Origin of the sequence: Mesorhizobium humile (genome assembly GCF_033977215.1) — a bacterium.
Lineage (GTDB): Bacteria > Pseudomonadota > Alphaproteobacteria > Rhizobiales > Rhizobiaceae > Mesorhizobium > Mesorhizobium humile.
This window is the reverse complement of record NZ_JAVIIV010000026.1, coordinates 26,296-46,863: the sequence shown is the minus strand read 5'-3', so window position 1 is coordinate 46,863 and position 20,568 is coordinate 26,296. Positions and strand designations below refer to the sequence as shown.

Sequence of the window (20,568 nt, the reverse complement as noted above, 5' to 3'; positions counted from 1 at the left end):
TTCAACCTCTCAGCGTCAGCGCACCGGGCAGGATCTCGAAGGTCGCTGGAATCCGGCCTGGCGACTCGCCGTCTATGTCGACCAGCGCGCTATTCTTCTCGATATCGCCGAGCGGCTCGACCAGCACCTTGCGGCCACGCAGGATGGTGATCGACGGATGATTGCGATGCCGGCCGCCATAGAGCAGGCGGATGTCCCTTATCAGGCCGAGCTTGCCGGCGGCGCGCAGGATGACGATGTCGAACTGGCCGTCGGCGAGCTCGGCGTCCGGCGCGATCATCATGCCGCCGCCGAAGAATTTGCCGTTGGCCACGGCCACCAGCGCCATGCGCGCCTCGACCGGCTCGCCGTCGTCGATGGTGATCCGGACATCCTGGAAGCGGTAGCGGACGAACTCGAGCACCGTGCGCCAGAAGAACAGCGCCTTGGCCGAGGCCCTGCCCTTGCGCTTGTCGGCATTGACGGCGCGATCCGTCGCGCCGGACAGGCCGAGGCTGGCGATGTTGATGAAATGGCGGCTGGCCAGCGCACCATGGTCGTCGATGTAGCAAATGCGTCCGGCGTCGATCTTGCGGCCCTCGGCCTCGGCGATCCGCTTCAGTGTCGCATCGATACCGCGCGGCAGGCCAAGCCCGCGCGCGAAGTCGATGCCGGTGCCGCACGGCAGGAGCCCAAGCGCGCTTTCGCGGCCGGTCTCCTGCCGCGCCTGCAGCAGCCCGTCGGCCACCTCGCTGGCGGTGCCGTCGCCGCCGGCCGCGATCACCAGGTCGCATCCGCCGGCGGCAAGGTCGATCGCCAGCCGCTCGGCGTCGCCGCCGCCTTGCGTCTCGCGCAGGTCGAAATCGCCGAAATTCGTCTTGAGCGAGGCCGCCGCCTCCGCCCAATGACGCTTGAGCCTGCCGCCTCCGGCAATCGGATTGAGAACCACCCCGACCTTCAAGCCGACCTCCCCCGAGGCTCGTCGCAAATACGCGGCGGCACCCGCTCTGGCGACCAAACTCTTTTGCCGGTATTGAAACGCGGACCGGGCGGCGGAGCAAGGCTCCAACATCCAAGGTTGCTAAAAAAGCGGGGCAGGCTGTCTAAGGGGTTCGGCCGGCGGATTCCGAGGCTTTTGCCATTGGTCCCCGATAATCCCGCTATCCACAGGCTCACCGGCATTCCCCAAACCCCTTACCCGGCGTACGTTGAACCCATCTCAGGCGGCCACTGAACGCCCCAGCCGAAAGGCAAAAGCGCAAGGCGGATTTCCTGAGGCCCGTACGGCCCAGAACGAGAGCAGGCTTGCCTGTTGGAGGGACGGATGCCGAGACCTACGGGTGCCGCGGAAAGCGTGCCAACGCCGACGGCGGACCGATGCTGCCATGAAGGCCGGGAAAAACCTTCGATGGCACGCTGGGCGAAGCCCGCAAGGGTGGAGATCGGCGTGGTCTGGAACGGGAGCTGCCCTCGGGTGGCGACTGGCAGGACCGTCAAAATCAAGGCTGGCCTGGCGCGACGACTTTACGGAAGTTGCTGCCTCAACCGGTTCCTGATCTGACAGGGAGGCGCTGGGAGAAATCCCAGCGCCAACTGTCTTTTTGGGACAGCTTTCCCACCGATCGCTGCCGTGCGCCATCAGGCAGGCGAGTGGTGCGCGAGGCTCGCCCGCGCCGGGAACCTCTTTCGCCTTTGTTGCCCAACCGGGCTGTTCCCCGCGCTAAAATCGGCTAACGTTCAGCGTGACGTGAAGGGGGATGCTTCATGCCGCTGATCCGCAAGCTTGCCGTCGCCGGCATCTTCGCCGACCGTGCCGGTCTTTGCATGCCGATATGCCGGCCCCTCGATCCAGGCGCGGCCTGACATGTTCCTGCTGCGCTGGCTGAGACGGCTCATCAAGACAATCCTCTGGCTGATCGTTCTCGTGGTGCTGATCCCGGTTCTGGGACTGGCCTACGGCTTTCTCACCACCCCGGCGCTCGACAAGACCCCACTGCCCGGCATCGCCGAGGATGCTCCGCCGGCACAGCTCGCTGCGAAGGTGAGACAGGCGACACGGGATTATCAGGTGCCTGGGCAGGCGGCATGGCTCGCCTATCCGAAATGGGCGGCCGTCCATGCCGCGCACGACTACGCTGCCTTTGTCGGCAAGGATCAGCCGAGCGGCTTTCCCTATTGGGCCTATGTCGGCCATTGCTGGCAGGACTACGCAACGATCACCCGTGTGACTTCCGCTCGCGGCATCGACATCCTCGATTACGTCGTGCCGACGCTCATCGGCACCGGCCTGACGATCGACTACGCCACCCAGTGGGCCTACGAGAACACGGTCGGCCGGGTGACCGAGGCAACCGCCGGCAAGCGCGTCGCGGCCGACATCTACCAGGCCAAGGTCGCCGCCGACTACGCCGCCTTTCTCGACACCGGACCCTGGACCGATTTTCCTTATGCCGAAAAGCGCGCCGGCTTGTTTGCGGTCGAGCCCGCCACCGGCGACGACTCCATCCGCACCAGCGAACGCAAGCTCGCCTTCGGCCTGGCCGACACGGTCAAGCAATGGGGCGCCGATCTCGGCAAATCGGCCTTGGCCGGCGCCGGCGACCCGAGCCCGCCCGATATCCATGTCTGGGCCAAAGGCCCTGTCGGCGAGGCGGCGCGCAACGAGCCGGACACGCTCCTCGAGCGCGATCTCGGCGGCGACGGCACCATCTTCGTCACCAGCCGCTCGCAGGCCTTCACCGGGATGCTCCTGCGCCTCATCGACAAGGGCATCTCCTTCGTCGAGATCGGCGGCAACGACGAGATCATGATCACGGTGACCGCGGGCGCGGAGATCACCGCTCCCGACGGCTCGCGCATCCTGTTCAACCAGCCGATCCCGGTATCGCCCGACACGCGCCGCATCGCGCTGACCGTCGCCGTGCGCAAGCTGCATTTGGTCCTGCCGGCTCTGGCCAAGGCCGGTGCCAAATTGGAACATGTTTACGCCGACGACTGAGGCATTTCGGTCACAGTGGCCGGCTGAGCAACCTTCGGAAACGTCCCGTCATCCACATTTCACAATCGCGGCCAAATCCCGCCTTGTTCGGCATGGATTGATGCGATTGGGGATTGGGAGGCAATTCGAAGGGACAAGACCGTGATCAAGACCGCCCTTGTCGCCATGACCATCGTCGGCTGCGACTGCGACGCCAAGCTCTGTGAGTATATCGGCGAGACGCCGGCCAAATGGTCGACGATCGCCGACTGCGAGGCGGCGATGAAGAGCCAGATGCTGCACCAGCGCAATTTCAACTATCCGCTGGTTTCAGGCATCTGCCGCGTCAAGGGCTCGGCCTCGTCGTCCGAGCTTGCCGCGAAAGCCTCCAGACCGGATCTGAAGCCCAGGAACCGCGTCGTCGAAACCATCGCCCCGCTGCCGCCCGAGCTGGACCATCGCCCCAGCGCCCCGGTCGGTGGAACGGTGACCGCCAGCGAAACGGAGGCCGCGAAACCCGTGGCCTTCGACGGGTCGGTCGATGGCGGACGCGCCGTGCTCTACCGCACCACGGCCGGCTATGCCGTGGTCAAGACCGATCTCAGCCGCGCCGCCGGCGCAACGGTGGACGCGGCGAAGCGCTCGGCGAACTGGCTGGCCGGTCTGACCGGGCTGTGAGCCTGTCCAACAAGGCGTGTCGAGACTCGAGTTAAGCCGGCCTCACCTGAACATCGTCACGCGCCCTACAGCTTGATCTTCAAGGTCTCCCAGAACTTGTCGATCAGCGGCTGTTCGGTGGCGTTGTCCTGGTCGCCGATGCGCGTGATGAAGAGCAGCCCCTGATCGACGGTGCCGAAGCCGACGATCTCGAAATCCGCACTGTCGGTGCGCGTCTTCACGGTGGCCTTGAGGCCCGTCAACTCCTTGCCGTCGGCGAGCTTGCGGGTCGTCGGCCGCTGCGTCAGCTGTCCACCCGCCCGGACCGTTTCCTTGGTCATCTCCTGCAGCATCAGCTGGGTGAGGGAGACCGGGTTCATCTTGTCGTATTTCTGCACCACGACGAGGGTGCCGAGCGCCGATGCCATCAGATACTGGGCGATGCCGTCGCCAAGATCGGTCTTGGTGACCGAATTGGTGCTCGGATGGACGAAGGAGAATGTGCCGCCCGAGAAGGTCGCGAAATCATTGTGGTCGATCCGCACCTTGCTGGTCTTGCCGCCGGGCAGCGTCACGTCGATATCCTCGCCCGGATCGATGTCGACCGTCACGCCGTCGATCGTCAGCTTGAACGCCTTCGGGTCGTCGGCACGGGTTGGTCCGGTGCAAAGCACGATCACCGCGAGCACTGCTGCCGCTAATCTCAGTCGCATATCCTGTCCTCTCCGCGCAGTTCTGATCACCGCGTTCGATGGCGGCCTCGTTTCGGCAGCCGAAGCCGCTTCCTTATCATTCCCCGATGACAATTGGCGTGGGCCGGTTCTCTGATTGATAAAGCCGACACATTGCTCGAAAATAATGCGCAAGGATATTGGCCTTGACCGGGGGGTGTCATGACAATTGCCATTCGTATCGCGCTATGCTTGCTGCTGGCGCTCGCTCCTTTGCATGCTTGGGCGCAAAGCGACGACAAGGCCATGATGATCGCCTCGGACGACGCCGAGATGGCCGCGGCAATCGAGAAGGCGCGATCCGGCCTGGATGAATTCCTGGCTTTGTCCGATGCTCCGCTGCCGGGAACCGATAAGTTCAAGCTGAAGGTGATGATCGTCGACGGCAATGCGACGGAGCATTTCTGGGTCATACCATTCAAGCGGACCGACACCGGCCTCGTCGGCATATTGGCGAACGAACCGGAAATCGTCCGCAACGTCGTCCTCGGCCAGAACATCGAATTCACCAGGGACGATATTTCCGACTGGGGCTACACCAAAAACGGCCATCAGGTCGGCAGCTTACCGTCTGCGTTATGCTCAAGAAGATGTCGAAGGAAGAGGCGGATAACCTGCGTTCTGCATACGGCTTCGATTGCTGAACCTTACCCGGCCGCCTCGTCCCTCGCGCCGATCTTGCGCACCAGCGCCGCCGTTGCCAGCATCGCGCCGAGATCGGTGATCATCGGCGCGACATGAATGGTGTAATCGATCGGCTGCGCAATATCCGGCAGCTCGAAGAAGTTCTTCGATCGCGGCATCAACAGAAAGCCGTCGCTGCCGCTGAGCGCCACCCGCGCCTGATCGTAGGGCCATGTCTCGCGTAGCCAGGTCAGCGCCTGCGCCATCCGGCCGGTCACCAGCGGCCGCGCCGCCTCGACATTGTCGGTGCGGAATTCATAGGTGGCATCGAGGTCTTCGACGCCGGAGGACAGCTCCTGCATCTTCGAGGCGAACATGCCGCGGAAGAAGTGCGTTACCTTACCGGCCTTGCGCGCCGCAACCAGCGTTCCCGGGAACGGCTCGATGGTCTCGAACGCGACGATGACGCCCTTGAAGGCAACCGTCTCGCTCTTGCCCGAGCCTTCCCAGAGCTTCGCCTCGTAAAGCTCGAACGCAAAATCCTCATAGCGTCCCGAAATGATGTCGTCGAAGCTCTGCCGGTTGAAAGCGCCGACGGTTTCGCGCGGCATCCTGTCGAAAGAGTTCGGCCGCACGCCGCGCTGGTAGCGCACATCGCGCACGAAGCCGAAGATCAGCGGCAGCAGCGTGTCGCGGAAGGATTGCTGCAGCCGCGTCGCCGGCCTCAGCGCCCGGAAATAGAGCACCATCGCCGCGACCATGCCGCCAAGGTAGAGAAAGACATGCGGCGTCGAGAACCACTGTTCGTGGGGATCGGCGGCGGCGTTGAACAGCCAGGCAATGAGCGCGACGAAGAAGACGACCAAGCCGACGAACACCGGCACCCGCCAGCGCACCTGCCGCTGGGCCGACGCCCGTTTCGCCTCATAGTCCTCGATGCCGCGCCTGATGCCCGCGATCACCGCCTCGCTCGGCATGAAATCCGCTGCTTCCATGGCCACCCCCGGCCGCCGCTGAGATGGGCTATGATAGCTGCTTTCGCGCGAAAGTCGCCTGCGCTCGCGGCGGTAGGCGGCTAGTTCCCCAACACAGGGATTTTGAAAGATTGCAGGCCTGTCGGCGGGCAAGGTTATCAACGTCCGTTGGGGGTAGTCAGCGCAAACGCTGGCGATGAGCTGAAGGCTGCCGGACCTCGTCATTCTAGGGTCTACGCGCGTCGCTTCCAAGTCACGGAATGGATCCTCGGGTCTGCGCGCGTCGCTATGCTCCTTGCTCCGCCCGTGGATGACGATCGCGACGGGCGTTTCAGCCAATCGCCAAGCATGGGATCTGCCAACGCACTCTGTGCCAGGGGACTAGTCCCTCAAGGTAGGAAAAATCGCCTCCAGCCGGCCAGCGACCCGCGGCTTGAGCGCGCCATCCAGGGCCTCGACCGGCACCAGCCGCTCATGGCTGCCTGCCCGCAACCGCATGAAGAAATGCATCCTGTAGGCGGCAATCGCGCCGCGCGTGGCCGGATCGGCGCTGACATCGACGACGAATATCGAGCCGACGCGTGCCGGCCAAGGCAGCCTGGCAAAGGCAGTGCCGAGGAAATCGCCAAGGCCATAGGCGATCACGCTGCCGCCGATGCGCCCGACGGGCTGCACGACATGGGAGTGATGCCCGACGATCAGCCGCGCGCCGCGATCCTGGAGCCGCCTCGCCAACGCCCGCGTCGCCGGCCGTGGAAAGTGCCGGAACTCCCAGTCCCAGTGCGGCACCGCGCAGGCGAGGTCGATGCCGGCAACAGCGTCGAGCGGCCATTCGGCCGCACGCCTCGAGATGCGCTCCTCGAACGGCGCGGCGTCCGTGTTGCGCCAGAGCGTAAAGGCGGCAAAGCCGATCGCCAGCGGTCCGGCGGCATGACGCTGGACCGGTCCGCCCGCAACCGTGCCGATGGTTCGAATCCCGAGCCGCCTGAGCGCCGCGAGCGTTTCCTCGAAACCGGCTATGCCCTGATCGAGCACATGATTGTTGGCCAGCGACAGCACGAGCCTGTCGCGCGCGATGCCGGCATTTTTCAGCGCATGCGCCAGGAAACGCTCGCTCATCGCGTGATGCGTGCCAAGCCACGTGCCCATTGCCGCATGTGGGCGTTCGACGATCGGGCTTTCGCAATTGCCGACCACGAGGTCGGCGGATGAAAGCAGCGCGGCGATCGCCGGATCGCATTCCGGCGCATCGCGATTGGCGACCGCCGAAATGTCGCCAACGAAGGCCACCCGTGCCTTCCGCATGGGCTGCGGATCGATCAACGTCGCCGCGGGCGCTGCCAAACCGTTCCGGTCGCCGGCAAGCGACGGTCTCAGCAGGCGAGGCAGCCACGACAGCTTGTAGGAGAGCGGATAATTCGACACGGACACGTCCAGTTTTGTCCTGTGTAGACTGTCTGACGGGCCGGTTGAAGCCGGCCGCCGAGTGATCCCGCGGCAGATATCTCGGGCTGGCCAAAATACGTGTATGCTCACCGCGCCCCGCGCAGTGGAGGACGATGACGATGTCGCTCAAAGCAGTGTTTGCAATTGCCCTGTCGATGTTCCTGCCGGCGTCCTTCGCCTGGGCGGAGATGCCGGACGCGGCCAAGTCGATGTTCGAAGCGAAAAGCGTGGCCGAGCGGAACACTGCGCTGGCGACGCTGGAGGTGGCAGCGGCCAAGGACCCGGCAGCGGCCTATGCGGCCGGCGCCGGCGAATTCTTCACCGCACTTGAGCTCCTCGCCGGCGGCCTGCATCGCCACGGGTTCGAGAGCCCGAAATCCTTCATGCTGCCGCTGATGCGGTTGCCCGTGCCGGACAATCCCAACCCGCAGCCGCTGACTTACGAAGAATTCCGAGCCATCCTGGTCGCCTTCCGCGACCGGCTCGAAAAATCCGCCGCCACGCTCGGCTCAGTCCCAGCCAACGCCGACATCGGCATGGTTGTCGACCTCACCCGCGCCGGTATCGATCTCAACGAAGACGGCGTGATTGCGCCAGACGAAAGCTTCGCCGCCATCATGGCGTCGCTCTCACGTGGCAGCATCGACACGAGCAATACCGCGCCCTCGCTCACCTTCCGCTTCGACCGCGCCGACGGTTTCTGGCTGCAGGGCTACGCCGAATTCCTGATGGCGCAGGCCGATTTCTGGCTGGCGCATGATTTCCGCAATGCCTTCGACGGCTCCTTCCACATGCTCTTCCCGCGGGCAAAACTGCCGCTACAGGACGCACTGGTGCCGCCGGACGGCGGCATGAGCGGCAACATGTTCGCCTCGGAATGGCGCTTCGCCGACTTCATCTCGTTGGTGCATCTCGTCAACTGGCCGGTGATCGAGCCGGAACGCCGGCAGGCCGCGCGCCGCCACCTGCTGGAGATGATCCGGCTGTCGCGCGAGAACTGGAAAGCAATCCTGGCCGAGACCGACAACGACCGCGAATGGTTGCCGGGACCACAGCAGAAGGGCATCAACCCACTGACCGGCCTCGAGGTCGGCGAGGAACAGGTGCAGGCCTGGCTGGCCACGCTGACGGTGGCCGAGGACCTGCTCGAAGGCCGCGTGCTGCTGCCGCATTTCCGCATCACCGGCAAGGGCATCAACATGAAGCGCTTCTTCGACGAGCCGAAACCCTTCGATCTGGTGCTGTCGATCACCGGCCCCGGCATCGCGCCCTATCTCGAAAGCGGCAAGATCCTCAGCAGCGACGATTTCGACCAGATCCAGCGCCAGTTCGGCGGCGCCGGATTTTTGACCTTTGCGCTGTGGTTCAACTGAGACATGGCAGGACTGGGTTCCGCGCCCCCCATGCAATGGGGGAGAGGTGGCTCGGCGAAGCCGAGACGGAGAGGGAGCGCCCTGCGAAGAACCCTCTCCGTCCGCTTCGCGGACACCTCTCCCCCGCCTCTGGCGGGAACCCAATCCTCGAGGTGGCGACAACCAATAGCGCTCGTGGCCCATAGCGGCCTGCAACACGCAGCATCGCCGCGGCGCTTGCCGCGACCGCAACGTCGGCGGTAGACGATACCCGGCTCACCAAGTCATGACGTCTCTCCTGACAGCCTTCTGTCAGCAGCGTCCGCGCTCGGCCGGCGCCCAATCAATCGGCCCTTTCCATTTTGGCCGAGTCCACCCATATTCGGGGTCATGGCCAGACATCCTGACAAGAAGACGCCTTCGCAAGACGGCGCGCCGAAGCGGCGCAACCCGCTGACCGAATTCCTCGACGCCGCCGAACCGCTGAACCCAGGCGGCTTCGCCGAAGCGCCGCAGGCAGAGTTTTCCGGCGCGCCGCTGACCGGCTCGATCTCCGATTGGGCCGGGCAGATCGAGCGCGAGGCGGAGAAGCAGCCGAAGGCGAAAGCACCGAAAAAGATACCCGAACGTTCCTCGGCGCCCGGACGCACGGCGCGCGGCACCTCGATGGGCGGCGCGGCGTCGGCGAAGGAACGCGCGGCTGCCGGCCTCAACCCGGTGGCCGGCCTCGACATCAGCTTGGAGGACGCCGAGTCGGTTTCCTCGAGCAGCGTCACCGCGACCGTCGCGGCACTGTCGGCGTTGATCGAATCCGGCAATCCGCTGCACAAGGACGGCCAGCTCTGGACGCCGCACCGACCCGCCCGGCCGGAAAAGTCGGAAGGCGGCATCGCCATCAAGATGGTATCGGATTTCGAGCCGGCCGGCGATCAGCCGACCGCCATCAAGGACCTCGTCGAAGGCGTCGACCGGAACGACCGCACCCAGGTGCTGCTCGGCGTCACCGGCTCGGGTAAGACCTTCACCATGGCCAAGGTGATCGAGGAGACGCAGCGCCCCGCCCTCATCCTGGCGCCCAACAAGACGCTGGCCGCGCAGCTTTACGCCGAGTTCAAGAAATTCTTCCCCGAAAACGCGGTCGAGTATTTCGTCTCCTACTACGACTATTACCAGCCGGAAGCCTACGTTCCGCGCACCGACACCTATATCGAGAAGGAATCCTCGATCAACGAGCAGATCGACCGCATGCGCCACTCGGCGACGCGCTCGCTGCTCGAGCGCGACGACGTCATCATCGTCGCCTCGGTCTCCTGCATCTACGGTATCGGCTCGGTCGAGACCTATACGGCGATGACCTTCCAGATGCAGGTCGGCGACCGGCTCGACCAGCGCTCCCTGCTCGCCGACCTCGTCGCCCAGCAATACAAGCGCCAGGACATCAACTTCGTGCGCGGCTCGTTTCGCGTGCGCGGCGACACGATCGAGATCTTTCCGGCTCACCTGGAAGACCGGGCCTGGCGCATCTCGATGTTCGGCGACGAGATCGAGTCGATCACCGAATTCGATCCGCTGACCGGGCAGAAGACCGGCGAACTGAAGAGCGTCAAGATCTACGCCAACTCGCACTATGTGACGCCGCGCCCGACCTTGAATCAAGCCATCAAGTCGATCAAGGAGGAGCTCAAGCACCGCCTGCAAGAGCTTGAAAAGGCTGGCCGTCTTCTGGAAGCGCAGCGGCTCGAACAGCGCACGCGCTTCGATTTGGAGATGCTGGAGGCGACCGGTTCCTGCGCCGGCATCGAGAACTATTCCCGCTATCTCACCGGCCGCCAGCCGGGCGATCCGCCGCCGACCTTGTTCGAATATGTGCCGGACAATGCGCTGATCTTCATCGACGAGAGCCACGTCACCGTGCCGCAGATCGGCGGCATGTATCGCGGCGACTTCCGCCGCAAGGCCACGCTTGCCGAATACGGTTTCCGCCTGCCCTCCTGCATGGACAACCGGCCGCTGCGCTTCGAGGAATGGGACGCCATGCGCCCGCTGTCGGTGGCCGTTTCGGCGACGCCCGGCGGCTGGGAACTGGAGCAGTCCGGCGGCGTCTTCGCCGAGCAGGTCATCCGCCCGACCGGGTTGATCGATCCGCCGGTCGAGGTGCGTCCGGCCAAGAGCCAGGTCGACGATGTCGTCGGCGAGATCCGGGACACGACCCGGGCGGGCTATCGCACGCTGGTCACCGTGCTGACCAAGCGCATGGCCGAGGACCTGACCGAATACCTGCATGAGAACGGCATCCGCGTCCGCTACATGCATTCCGACATCGACACGCTGGAACGCATCGAGATCCTGCGCGACCTGCGCCTCGGCGCCTTCGACGTGCTGGTCGGCATCAACCTTTTGCGCGAAGGCCTCGACATTCCCGAATGCGGCTTCGTCGCCATCCTCGATGCCGATAAGGAAGGGTTCCTGCGTTCGGAAACCTCGCTGATCCAGACCATCGGCCGCGCCGCCCGCAACGTCGACGGCAAGGTCATCCTCTACGCCGACCAGATCACCGGCTCGATGGAGCGGGCGATGGCGGAGACCAACCGCCGCCGCGAGAAGCAGATGGAGTGGAACACCGCCAACGGCATCACGCCGGAATCGGTCAAGTCGCGCATCGCCGACATCCTCGACTCGGTCTACGAGAAGGACCATGTCCGCGCCGACATCTCGCAGTTCACCGACGATGCCGGTGCGATGATCGGCAACAATTTGAAAACCCATCTCGAGGCGCTGGACAAGCAGATGCGCGATGCCGCCGCCAATCTGGACTTCGAGAAGGCCGCGCGCGTCCGCGACGAGATCAAGCGGCTGCGCGAGATGGAGCTTGCCATCTCCGACGATCCGCTGGCGCGCGAGGTGGAAAGCCAAAGTCCCGCATCGGGCCGCGAAAAGGGCAAGCACAACAAGGGCGTGGCCAAACATCGTACGGTCGAGGAACAGGAGCGCTTCCGCCAACTCGACGAAGCCCGCGCCGCCGAGGAGGCGGCCAAGGCTGCCCGGCCCAACCTCTTCCGCAAGCCGCATCTCGACGAGATGGGCGCCGACGGCGCCGTGCCGATGAAGAAGCCGCTGTTCGCCAAGCCGTCGATCGACGACATGGGGCCAGGCACGGACATGACAACCCCGGCCGGCGCGGTGTCGCGCTCGCTGTTCAAGAAACAGTCGGCGTCCGAAGCGCACGGTTCCGATTTCGGCATTCCCGGCGATCGCACCAAGCCGCTGTTCCGCAAGAACTCGCTCGACGAAATGACGGTGCGGCGGACGGAAAAGCCGGTCGAGGGAAAAGTGCCGGCGAAGCCAAAGCCGATCTCCCCCCAAATGGGCGAGATGTCCGGCAGGACAGAGGGGGGCGCGAAGGAACGCGACGACTCCTCTAAACCAATCGTTCGCCAGCGCGCCGGCATCGGTTCCTACGAAGACCCGGGTGACGAGCGCCGGCAGAAACGACGGCCGGGCAAGACCGGGCGGCCGGGGCAGTAGCGCCTTTTCCTTCTCCCCCTGTGGGAGAAGGTGGATCGGCGCGCAGCGCCGAGACGGATGAGGGGTGTTCCAGCGGAGTGAGACGTTTGCGTTCCCTGGAACACCCCTCATCCGACCGAGCTTCGCTCGGCCACCTTCTCCCACAAGGGGAGAAGGTAAAGCGCCCTTGCCACCAACCCCTCCCCCGGTGTACCCATCCCTCGTCTCGAACATCCTGAAGGAGGGCTGCGTGAACTATTACCACCATCGTCAGCGTGGCCCGATTTGCGCCCTGCGAGCTTGCTTGCAGGGCTGACCAGGACGGTCCGGGAATTTCCCCCGCTTCGATTTTTGGTCTGCCCTTCGTGGTGTCGCTGAGCTTGGCCTGATGGTCTGCCGGCGCGCCGTCAAAGTGCATTCGCCGGATTTTCCGGACAGACCAGAGAAATCGACATGGCCCTGATCAGCCTCAAATCCCTCGGCGTCACCATGAGTGCGCCGCTCTTCTCCAATCTCGACCTCACCGTCGCCGCCGGCGATCGCCTCGGCATCGTCGCGGCCAATGGCCGTGGCAAATCCACGCTTCTCAAATGCCTGGCCGGCGAGTTCGAAGCCACCTTCGGCGACATCACCCGGTCGCGTGGCCTGCGCGTCGGCCATGTTGAGCAATCCGTCCCTGACGCATTGCTCGGCCGCAGCTTCCATGACGTCGTCGCCGATGCCTTGCCGGCCGAGCAGCGCGACAGCGAGCTCTGGCGCGTCGATGTCGTGCTGGATTCACTCGAAGTGCCGGAAGACATGCGCGCCCGGCCGATGCGCGCGCTGAGCGGCGGCTGGCAGCGGCTGGCACTGATCGCGCGCGTCTGGGTCACCGATCCGGACGTGCTTCTGCTCGACGAGCCGACCAATCATCTCGACCTCGTCAGGATCAGCCAGCTGGAAACATGGCTGAACGCGCTGCCGCGCGAGGTGCCGGTGATCATCGCCAGCCACGACCGTGCCTTCCTCGACGCCACCACCAACCGCACGCTGTTCCTGCGTCCCGAAGACTCGTCGGTGTTCGCGCTGCCTTATTCCCGCGCCCGGCAGGCGCTCGACGAGCTCGACGCATCGACGGCGCGCAAGTTCGAGCGGGACATCAAGATCGCCCAGCAGCTGCGCAAGCAGGCCGCCAAACTCAACAATATCGGCATCAATTCCGGCAGCGACCTTTTGACGGTGAAGACCAGGCAGCTCAAGGAGCGGGCCGAGAAGCTGGAGGATGCCGCCGTGGCGGCGCATCGCGAGCGCTCGGCCGGCGCGATCAAGCTGGCCAACCGCGGCACCCACGCCAAGGTGCTGATCACGCTGGAGGACGCGGCGGTCGAAACGCCTGACGGCACGCTGCTGCTCAGGACCGGCAAGCGCCACATCTGCCAGGGCGATCGCATCGTGCTGCTTGGCCGCAACGGCGTCGGCAAGACGCGCTTCATCGCGATGATCCGCGACGCCATCGCCGAGCCGGGTTCGGTCGCGGACATCAAGGTGACGCCGTCGACCGTGCTCGGTTACAGCGACCAGGCGCTGTCGGGCATCGATGGCGACGACACACCGCTTACGATGGTCTCGCGCCGCTTCGAGGTCGGCGAGCAACGCGCCCGCTCGCTGCTCGCCGGCGCCGGCGTCGCGATCGAGATGCAGGATCGGAAGATCGGCGCTCTGTCCGGCGGACAGAAGTCGAGGCTGATGATGCTGGTGCTCCGGCTCGTCCATCCCAATTTCTATCTGCTCGACGAGCCGACAAACCATCTCGACATCGACGGCCAGGAAGCGTTGGAGGACGAATTGTTGAAGCATCAGGCGAGCTGCCTGCTCGCTTCGCATGACCGCTCCTTCATCCGCGCCGTCGGCAACCGCTTCTGGCTGATCGACAGGCGGCGACTGACCGAGGTCGACGACCCTGAGGCATTCTTCCGCTCGGTCGCCGAAACGCCGAACTGAGAGACAATATCTGCTGGGCTGGCACCGCCGGCCCGGCAATACTTTTCCATCTGCTAAAAAAGGAGCATCTTGAATTGCTCAAACATGGAGGGAACGGGCCATGCGTGCAGTGGACATCGTCAGCAATCTCTACCAGGCCTATGCGGAGCGTGACATCGAGGGCGCCCTCGCGCATTGCGCCGAGGATGTCGTGTTCCGCTGGATTGCCGATCCCCGGCAATCGCGTCATGCCGGCACCGCGCACGGCAAGCAGGAATTCCTCTCCAGGCTCCTGGCGCTCGACGACGACTTCGAATACCGGCACTTCGTCCCGGTCGAGATCGTCGACGGCGGCGACAAGGTCGCGGCACAGGTCGAGATCCACATGACGCGACGCGCCACCGGCGAGGAGTTCATCATGCGCACCGCCGATTTCTGGACGGTGCGCGACGGCGAGATCGTCGAGATGGTGGAATATTACGACACCGCGCTGGCCGCGTCGGTGTTCTGAAAAAAGATCGCAGCGATCTGTCGGATCGCCTGCTGCCGCCTCGTCCTTGGGACGCCGACACGATGATGCCGGCATCAACCAGGGAGAACCAACATGTCGGTACTGTCGTCCATCGGCCGCCTCGCCAACCGCTATGCCGCTGCGCGTGCCCGTCATCGCAGCGAGCGCATCCTGCTTTCGCTGCCCGCCGAACTGCGCAAGGACATCGGCTTTCCGGAAATCTTCGAAACGCGCGACAGCCGCCGCGCCGCCACGTTCTCGGCGAAGGTCATATAAAGTGGCATATCCAATGCGATTGTTCTCCGGTCGCCCGGACTGCCGGGAACCGGCCCTTTAGAAAATTTTCGAGAGGCATGTAGGATCGCCGCCGCTTCGTCCGTCCTTGGGTGGCAAACCAGATCAACCCGTGAAGAGGAACACGAGAATGAACGACCAGACCCCGCCCCGCGCCAAGGTCCTTGGCGGATTGACCCCCTACCTGCAGGTCGACGGCGCCATCAACGCCGCCGAATTCTACAAGAGGGCTTTCGGCGCGGAGGAAGTGTTCGCCTATCCGCCGGACGACAAGGGCCGCACCATGCACATCCATCTCTATGTCAACGGCTCGACGCTGATGCTGGGTGATGCCTATCCCGAGCACGGCCATCCGCACCAGGCGGCGCAGGGCTATACGCTGCAGCTCCATCTCGGCAGCGACGATATCGATGCCTGGTGGAAGCGCGCGGTCGATGCCGGCTGCGAGGTCGTCACCCCGCTCCAGGTGATGTTCTGGGGCGACCGCTGGGGCCAGGTGAAAGACCCCTTCGGCGTCGCCTGGGCGATGAACGCGCCGGTGAAGTGAGCCCTTCTACCTCTCCCCCTGTGGGAGAGGTCGGATTGCCCCGAATTGCCCTTCGCAATTCGGCTGGCAATCCGGGTGAGGGGTAAGCTTGGCGCCAAGCTGGAACACCCCTCATCCGTCTCGGCGCTGCGCGCCGATCCACCTTCTCCCACAGGGGGAGAAGGGAGAGCTGCACCCAACCGAGGAGTTTCATCATGTCCTATGTCGATGGTTTCGTGCTTGCCGTGCCGAAGGCAAATCTCGACGACTACAAGAAGCTGGCCAACAAGGGCGGCGCCGTCTGGATGGAGCATGGCGCGCTCGCCTATGTCGAATGCGTCGGCGACGACGTGCCTTACGGCGAGCTGACCTCGTTCCCGCGCGCCGTGCAGGCGAAGGACGATGAGGTCGTTATCTTCTCCTGGGTCGTCTACGAATCCAGACAGAGCCGCGACGCGGTCATGGCCAAGGTGATGGCCGATGAGCGTCTCAAGATGGACTGGTCCGCCATGCCATTCGACGGCAAGCGCATGATCTTCGGCGGCTTCCAGCCGTTCATGGAGCTGTAGTCGGGCGGCCCATCGGTCGTCATCCACGGGCGGAGCAGGAGCGGAGCTCCTGCGCAGACCCGAGGATCCATGCCGTGACATAGAGGCGCCGCTACGGTCCAGAATTCTGTTCCGCTGCAATCTTCGCGCAGGTAACGGCATGGATTCCAGGGTCTCCGCGATGGAGCTTCGCTCCTGCTTCGCCCTGGAATGACGAAATTGCGAGGCAGCGGCTAATCTCGAAGGTCTGCGATGACTCAGAGCAAACGGCCTACCGGTATAATGCCGCCCTATCCGTTCTGGAGCTTGTCCAGCAGCGGCTTGAGTTTATCCCCATACCGCTTCCATAGATCGACGGAGCCCTGATACATCGGCTGGCGCACCTGCGCCGCCGATGCGGTGCGCACCGGCCGGTCGGTCTCGTGGAACGACAGCACCTTGTCGTCCCAAGGCAGGCCGAGATACGCCATCAACGCCCGCGTCTGCCCTTCCTGGTCGGCGACGAAATCCTCATAGCGGACATCGTGCACGACGCCCGGCAGCACCTTGTGCCAATGCGCCATGATGTCGGTGTAGAGATTATGGAAGTCGGCGAGCTCGCCGAGGTCGTAGCCGTAGCGGTGGCTGTCGCCGCGGAAATGCACCTTGAAGATCGACAGGCACGTCGCCGCCGCATCGCGCGCGCAATGGACGATCTTGGCCTTCGGCAGCATCATGTGCAGGAAGCCGACCAGCAGGAAGTTGCCCGGCATCTTGTCGGTGACATGACGATAGCCCGGATAGCGGGCATGCAGCATGTCGAGATAGGCCTGGCCGGCTTCGGCGAAGGCCTTGTCGGGCACGTCGGCGATACCGGCGGGAAAGCCGCCCGGCATGTTCATCGGAAACTGCTTGCCGACGGCCGTCTTCAGGATGTTCAACTCGCCGGCGCCAAGGACCTGGGGGTGGCTGGCGATGATCTGCTCGACCAGCGTGGTGCCGGAACGCGGCATGCCGACGACGAAGATCGGCGTGTCGTCGGAAATGCCGCTTGGCCTGTGCTTCTCGAAGAAGGCCGTGTCGAAGGCATCCTTCATTGCCTCGAACTCGTTGCGCGTGCGGGCTGCATCGTAGTTGATGACCTTGCGGCGGATGGCATTGCCCTCGGCGAAATAGTCGAAGGCGCGGCCATAATCCTTGAGGTCGTCATTGACCTTGCCCAGGCCGAAGGAGAGCTGCATGCGCGCGAGGCTGCCCTGCGGCGCCTTGGCGTGCTCGGCCTCCATGCCGGAGAGTTCCTTGTCGCGCTCGGTCTGGCGCTTGACCTGTGTCAGCAGAAGCCAGGCTTTGGCCATGGCGGGAGCGATCGCCACCGCTTGGCGCGCGAGATCGGCGGCCTCGTCGAGCTTGCCCTTCTCCATCATCGCGACGCCCAGCCCGTAGAGCAGCTCGGCGTCCTTCGGCCGGATCGACAGCGCCTCGCGAAACAGCGCGATCGCCTCGTCCAGCCGTCCGGCTTCCTGCAGCGTCTCGGCAAGGCCGATGCGCGCGCGGACATGGAACGGGTTGCGGCCGATCGTGCCGCGATAGATCTCCTCGGCCGCGTCAAACTGGCCAAGTTGCTTCAGCGACGAACCGAGATTGTCGCGCGCGGCCAGTTGGTCCGGCCGGATATCCACCGCGCCGCGGAAGAAATCGACCGCGGCGGCGATGCGCCCCAGGTCGCGCATGACCGTGCCCATATTGTTGAGGAAGTCGGCATTCTCGGGCTGCAAGGTCACCGACTGCTCGATGAGGTCGAGCCCTTCTTCGCTCCTGCCGGTCTGGTGCAGCAGCAATCCGAGGAAATGCAGCGCGGCGGCATGGTTTGGCTGCTGCCCCAGGACCTGCCGGTAGAGTGCCTCGGCCTCCTGGCGCCGGCCTGCCTGATGCAGTTGCAGCGCCTTTTGCACATACGGGTCGAGCGGGCTGGCCGAGCCACCTGGCCTGCCACCGGCGTTTGCCGCTCTTCTGTGATCTCTGTTAATGGGAAACCTGCCGTGTTTGTTGGTCCGCCGGACCTAAGCCATGCGGGCAAGAGATTCAAGACAAAGCGTCAGCGCCCAGCGCGGTATCCATTCGCGAAGGTGGACGCCGCCGCCTTCTCAGCAGGGCCCGTCGCCGACGATGCGATAGTCCGCCGCGCGCGCCTCGCATGCGTTCGGGAAGGTGCGCACTTGTCCGTGGCGCCTGCCGCAAACCGGCGCGTATTCGCGCGTGCAGAACGTCTGCTCCCCACCACCACCGTCGCGGCAAGGACCTTCGCGCACGATGCGGTAGCCTTCCGTTTCAGCCAGGCAGGCATTGGCGAAGGTCTGGCGGTCGCCGCCGCGCCGGGCGCAGACCGGTTGGTATTGCATGGTGCAGAGCTGCGGATGTGGCTGGGGCGGCCGCGGGCGCGGGCCATCGTCGACGACGAGGGTGCAGGCCGCCAGCAGCGCGGACAGCATGAAAATGACGATGCCCTGCCGCGAGACCGCAAGAAACCGCATATGTCCCTTCTCCATCCCGGCGCGTGACGCCGGCTCGCGATCCTCGCATTCCCCGCCACAAACGCAACCACCGTTTGTGGAGCCGAGAGCAGCCTCGCGCTGGCCCATGCTTGGCCCGTCTCTGGCCGATGACCGGTGAAGAGGCCGGGTCTATCGAGACCCCAGCGTTGGACGCGCCGCGGGCCGCCCGCGAGCGTCGTATTGCAACCTTCACGTTTCCGTGTAATAAAAACCATGTTCGGGCATTTGCGACCCGGAGAGCGGAACGTTTTGGACGACCTTTCCCCGATAAGTGTGAATCTCTGACAACCCCGTTTTTCGGCGGGGGGTTTGACCATGCGCGAATGCATGACCGCCGAAGCAACCACCAGGATTTGCCCAAGGCGCGAGGCAGCGGGCAAACCACAAGACTGACACGGGTGAAGGAGTTTTCCCCAATGGCCCAGACCGGTACCGTAAAGTTCTTCAATGCCACCAAAGGCTTCGGCTTCATCACGCCGGATGGCGGCGCCAAGGACGTGTTCGTCCACATTTCCGCGATCGAGGCCTCTGGCCTGCGCACGCTGGTCGACGGCCAGAAGGTCACCTTCGACGTCGAGCCGGACCGCATGGGCAAGGGCCCGAAGGCGGTCAACCTGCGCGCCGCCTGATCGCCGGAACCGCCTGTCCTTGCGGATGCAATGATGCGGCAGGATCGTGAACCGGCTTCTGGACAGGCCTGAAATTGCGAAGGCGCGACCGAAACGGTCGCGCCTTTTTTTGCGCGCAAATGCCTGCATCGGCAGGCGAAAACTTTCTCTTGCCGATAGCGCTAAAATAAAGGACAAATTTCCTCTCGGGCAGTTTTGCCGGCCCGAGACTTGACTTGATGGGATCAAAGGAGTTTCCCATGCCGCAGACCGGCACCGTCAAATTCTTCAACCATGCCAAGGGCTTCGGCTTCATCACGCCCGATGATGGCGCGAAGGATGTCTTCGTCCACATCTCGGCTGTGCAGGCGTCGGGCCTTCCCGGTCTTGAGGATGGGCAGAAAGTGACATTCGACACCGAGCCGGACAAGCGCGGCAAGGGTCCGAAGGCCGTCAATCTGTCGATCGGCTAAGCCGGCTCACGACGGATCCGACGGAAGCTTTTGAGGCGGGACCGCTCCCGCCCGGAATGGATTGTGCCCAGGTCCGGAAAAGTCGACCCGGCTTCGAAAAAATCGCCCAGGCTCGAAAAAGTCGCCCGGGCTCGAAAAATCGCCAAGCCACGAAAAATCGCCAGGCCACGAAAAATCGTTTGCGCCGATTTCCGTTCAGCCTCCGTTCAGCCAAGGTCTTCTATTAACCTTTGCTAAAGCCGGTCTGTATCCCCCAAAAAAATGCGCGGGCCGGCGCGAAGGAGACCGAAAATGAACCGCTTTCTCAAGACCGCCATCCTGAGCGTTGGCATTGCCGCGACCACCTTGGTCACCTTCTCGGCGGCCAATGCCGATGACTGGCGCTGGCGCCATCATCACGACCGTGGCGGTGATGCCCTCGCCGCCGGCGTTGTCGGCCTCGCGGCGGGCGCCCTGATCGGCAGCGCGCTCAGCAACCCCGGGCCGCGCTATTACGAACCGGCCTATGGTGACGACTATTATGTCGACCGGCCGGTGCGTCGCTATTACGTGCAGCAGCCGCGCTATTACGTGCAGCCGCGTACCGTCTATGCCGACCGCTATGCCGAGCCGTGGACCCGCGCCTGGTACGAGTATTGCTCGGACCGCTACCGCAGCTTCAACTCGCGGACCGGCACCTTCACCGGCAATGACGGCGACCAGCACTTCTGCGTCGCCAACTAAGCCAACCCAGGGTTCCCTCCCCAAGAAAAGCGTCGCCTCCGGCGGCGCTTTTTTTTTGAAGCACTCGCCAATGATGGCTGCGCCGGGATTCAGGTCAGGCCGAGCCGAGGGCGACGGGTTCCGTCGGCACAGCCTAAAGCACATCGCGCTG

The 20,568-nt window shown here is 64.3% G+C and carries 19 protein-coding genes; 13 read left to right on the top strand and 6 right to left on the bottom strand.

The window, feature by feature from the left end; translation table 11 throughout:
* Position 1: 1 nt before the first annotated feature.
* A complete protein-coding gene (locus RFM52_RS28425) occupies positions 2-940 on the bottom strand; it encodes a diacylglycerol/lipid kinase family protein (RefSeq protein WP_320293418.1) in 939 nt (312 codons plus the stop codon).
* A gap of 903 nt (positions 941-1,843) precedes the next feature.
* Between RFM52_RS28425 and RFM52_RS28420 the strand changes: the two genes are divergently transcribed.
* Positions 1,844-2,977: a hypothetical protein gene (locus RFM52_RS28420; RefSeq protein ID WP_320293417.1), complete on the top strand. Its 1,134-nt coding sequence runs from the start codon at positions 1,844-1,846 to the stop codon at positions 2,975-2,977.
* A gap of 141 nt (positions 2,978-3,118) precedes the next feature.
* Positions 3,119-3,634, top strand: a complete 516-nt coding sequence (locus tag RFM52_RS28415; protein ID WP_320293416.1) for a hypothetical protein — start codon at positions 3,119-3,121, stop codon at positions 3,632-3,634.
* Between the two features lie 65 nt (positions 3,635-3,699).
* Here RFM52_RS28415 and RFM52_RS28410 read toward each other — a convergent pair whose 3' ends face one another.
* Entirely contained in the window at positions 3,700-4,326 is a 627-nt protein-coding gene (locus tag RFM52_RS28410) for a hypothetical protein (RefSeq protein WP_320293415.1), read from the bottom strand.
* 210 nt (positions 4,327-4,536) lie between these two features.
* Here RFM52_RS28410 and RFM52_RS28405 point away from each other — a divergent pair, with 210 nt between their 5' ends.
* Entirely contained in the window at positions 4,537-5,085 is a 549-nt protein-coding gene (locus tag RFM52_RS28405; RefSeq protein WP_320293414.1) for a YegJ family protein, read from the top strand.
* Here RFM52_RS28405 and RFM52_RS28400 read toward each other — a convergent pair.
* Positions 4,992-5,963, bottom strand: a complete 972-nt coding sequence (locus RFM52_RS28400) for a DUF3137 domain-containing protein (protein ID WP_320293413.1) — start codon at positions 5,961-5,963, stop codon at positions 4,992-4,994. The genes RFM52_RS28405 and RFM52_RS28400 overlap by 94 nt on opposite strands.
* Before the next feature lie 360 nt (positions 5,964-6,323).
* Entirely contained in the window at positions 6,324-7,367 is a 1,044-nt protein-coding gene (locus tag RFM52_RS28395; RefSeq protein ID WP_430699215.1) for a CapA family protein, read from the bottom strand.
* Positions 7,368-7,507: 140 nt separating this feature from the next.
* Between RFM52_RS28395 and RFM52_RS28390 the strand changes: the two genes are divergently transcribed.
* The 7 genes from RFM52_RS28390 to RFM52_RS28360 all read left to right on the top strand — a co-directional run bounded on the left by RFM52_RS28390 (position 7,508) and on the right by RFM52_RS28360 (position 16,103).
* Positions 7,508-8,761: a hypothetical protein gene (locus tag RFM52_RS28390; protein ID WP_430699205.1), complete on the top strand. Its 1,254-nt coding sequence runs from the start codon at positions 7,508-7,510 to the stop codon at positions 8,759-8,761.
* A gap of 369 nt (positions 8,762-9,130) precedes the next feature.
* Entirely contained in the window at positions 9,131-12,265 is a 3,135-nt protein-coding gene (gene uvrB / locus RFM52_RS28385; protein ID WP_320293410.1) for an excinuclease ABC subunit UvrB, read from the top strand.
* 432 nt (positions 12,266-12,697) lie between these two features.
* A complete protein-coding gene (locus tag RFM52_RS28380; RefSeq protein WP_320293409.1) occupies positions 12,698-14,224 on the top strand; it encodes an ABC-F family ATP-binding cassette domain-containing protein in 1,527 nt (508 codons plus the stop codon).
* 100 nt (positions 14,225-14,324) lie between these two features.
* Entirely contained in the window at positions 14,325-14,714 is a 390-nt protein-coding gene (locus RFM52_RS28375; RefSeq protein ID WP_320293408.1) for a nuclear transport factor 2 family protein, read from the top strand.
* A gap of 93 nt (positions 14,715-14,807) precedes the next feature.
* A complete protein-coding gene (locus tag RFM52_RS28370; RefSeq protein WP_320293407.1) occupies positions 14,808-14,990 on the top strand; it encodes a hypothetical protein in 183 nt (60 codons plus the stop codon).
* Between the two features lie 148 nt (positions 14,991-15,138).
* Positions 15,139-15,555 (top strand): VOC family protein, encoded by a 417-nt coding sequence (locus tag RFM52_RS28365; protein WP_320293406.1) that lies wholly within the window; start codon positions 15,139-15,141, stop codon positions 15,553-15,555.
* Between the two features lie 194 nt (positions 15,556-15,749).
* A complete protein-coding gene (locus tag RFM52_RS28360; protein ID WP_320293405.1) occupies positions 15,750-16,103 on the top strand; it encodes a DUF1428 domain-containing protein in 354 nt (117 codons plus the stop codon).
* Positions 16,104-16,372: 269 nt separating this feature from the next.
* Here the strand turns inward: RFM52_RS28360 and RFM52_RS28355 are convergent, their stop codons facing one another.
* Entirely contained in the window at positions 16,373-18,013 is a 1,641-nt protein-coding gene (locus RFM52_RS28355) for a tetratricopeptide repeat-containing sulfotransferase family protein (RefSeq protein ID WP_320293404.1), read from the bottom strand.
* Positions 18,014-18,205: 192 nt separating this feature from the next.
* Positions 18,206-18,592, bottom strand: coding sequence for a Kazal-type serine protease inhibitor domain-containing protein (locus RFM52_RS28350; protein WP_320293403.1), 387 nt, complete (start codon positions 18,590-18,592; stop codon positions 18,206-18,208).
* A 437-nt stretch (positions 18,593-19,029) separates the two neighbouring features.
* Between RFM52_RS28350 and RFM52_RS28345 the strand changes: the two genes are divergently transcribed.
* The 3 genes from RFM52_RS28345 (at position 19,030) to RFM52_RS28335 (ending at position 20,417) form a co-directional block, all read left to right on the top strand.
* Positions 19,030-19,242 (top strand): cold-shock protein, encoded by a 213-nt coding sequence (locus RFM52_RS28345; RefSeq protein ID WP_006202520.1) that lies wholly within the window; start codon positions 19,030-19,032, stop codon positions 19,240-19,242.
* Between the two features lie 239 nt (positions 19,243-19,481).
* A complete protein-coding gene (locus RFM52_RS28340) occupies positions 19,482-19,694 on the top strand; it encodes a cold-shock protein (RefSeq protein ID WP_006202521.1) in 213 nt (70 codons plus the stop codon).
* 291 nt (positions 19,695-19,985) lie between these two features.
* Complete coding sequence (locus tag RFM52_RS28335) at positions 19,986-20,417, top strand: BA14K family protein (protein ID WP_320293402.1); 432 nt, start codon at positions 19,986-19,988, stop codon at positions 20,415-20,417.
* Positions 20,418-20,568: the final 151 nt, after the last annotated feature.

What these genes read in the sequence shown, in the direction of transcription:
- RFM52_RS28420 (WP_320293417.1), top strand. Translation starts at nt 1,844, where the DNA reads ATGTTCCTGCTGCGCTGGCTGAGACGGCTCATCAAGACAATCCTCTGG.
- RFM52_RS28410 (WP_320293415.1), bottom strand. Translation starts at nt 4,326, where the DNA reads ATGCGACTGAGATTAGCGGCAGCAGTGCTCGCGGTGATCGTGCTTTGC.
- RFM52_RS28400 (WP_320293413.1), bottom strand. Translation starts at nt 5,963, where the DNA reads ATGGAAGCAGCGGATTTCATGCCGAGCGAGGCGGTGATCGCGGGCATC.
- RFM52_RS28390 (WP_430699205.1), top strand. Translation starts at nt 7,508, where the DNA reads ATGTCGCTCAAAGCAGTGTTTGCAATTGCCCTGTCGATGTTCCTGCCG.
- uvrB (WP_320293410.1), top strand. Translation starts at nt 9,131, where the DNA reads ATGGCCAGACATCCTGACAAGAAGACGCCTTCGCAAGACGGCGCGCCG.
- RFM52_RS28380 (WP_320293409.1), top strand. Translation starts at nt 12,698, where the DNA reads ATGGCCCTGATCAGCCTCAAATCCCTCGGCGTCACCATGAGTGCGCCG.
- RFM52_RS28375 (WP_320293408.1), top strand. Translation starts at nt 14,325, where the DNA reads ATGCGTGCAGTGGACATCGTCAGCAATCTCTACCAGGCCTATGCGGAG.
- RFM52_RS28370 (WP_320293407.1), top strand. Translation starts at nt 14,808, where the DNA reads ATGTCGGTACTGTCGTCCATCGGCCGCCTCGCCAACCGCTATGCCGCT.
- RFM52_RS28365 (WP_320293406.1), top strand. Translation starts at nt 15,139, where the DNA reads ATGAACGACCAGACCCCGCCCCGCGCCAAGGTCCTTGGCGGATTGACC.
- RFM52_RS28360 (WP_320293405.1), top strand. Translation starts at nt 15,750, where the DNA reads ATGTCCTATGTCGATGGTTTCGTGCTTGCCGTGCCGAAGGCAAATCTC.
- RFM52_RS28350 (WP_320293403.1), bottom strand. Translation starts at nt 18,592, where the DNA reads ATGCGGTTTCTTGCGGTCTCGCGGCAGGGCATCGTCATTTTCATGCTG.
- RFM52_RS28345 (WP_006202520.1), top strand. Translation starts at nt 19,030, where the DNA reads ATGGCCCAGACCGGTACCGTAAAGTTCTTCAATGCCACCAAAGGCTTC.
- RFM52_RS28340 (WP_006202521.1), top strand. Translation starts at nt 19,482, where the DNA reads ATGCCGCAGACCGGCACCGTCAAATTCTTCAACCATGCCAAGGGCTTC.
- RFM52_RS28335 (WP_320293402.1), top strand. Translation starts at nt 19,986, where the DNA reads ATGAACCGCTTTCTCAAGACCGCCATCCTGAGCGTTGGCATTGCCGCG.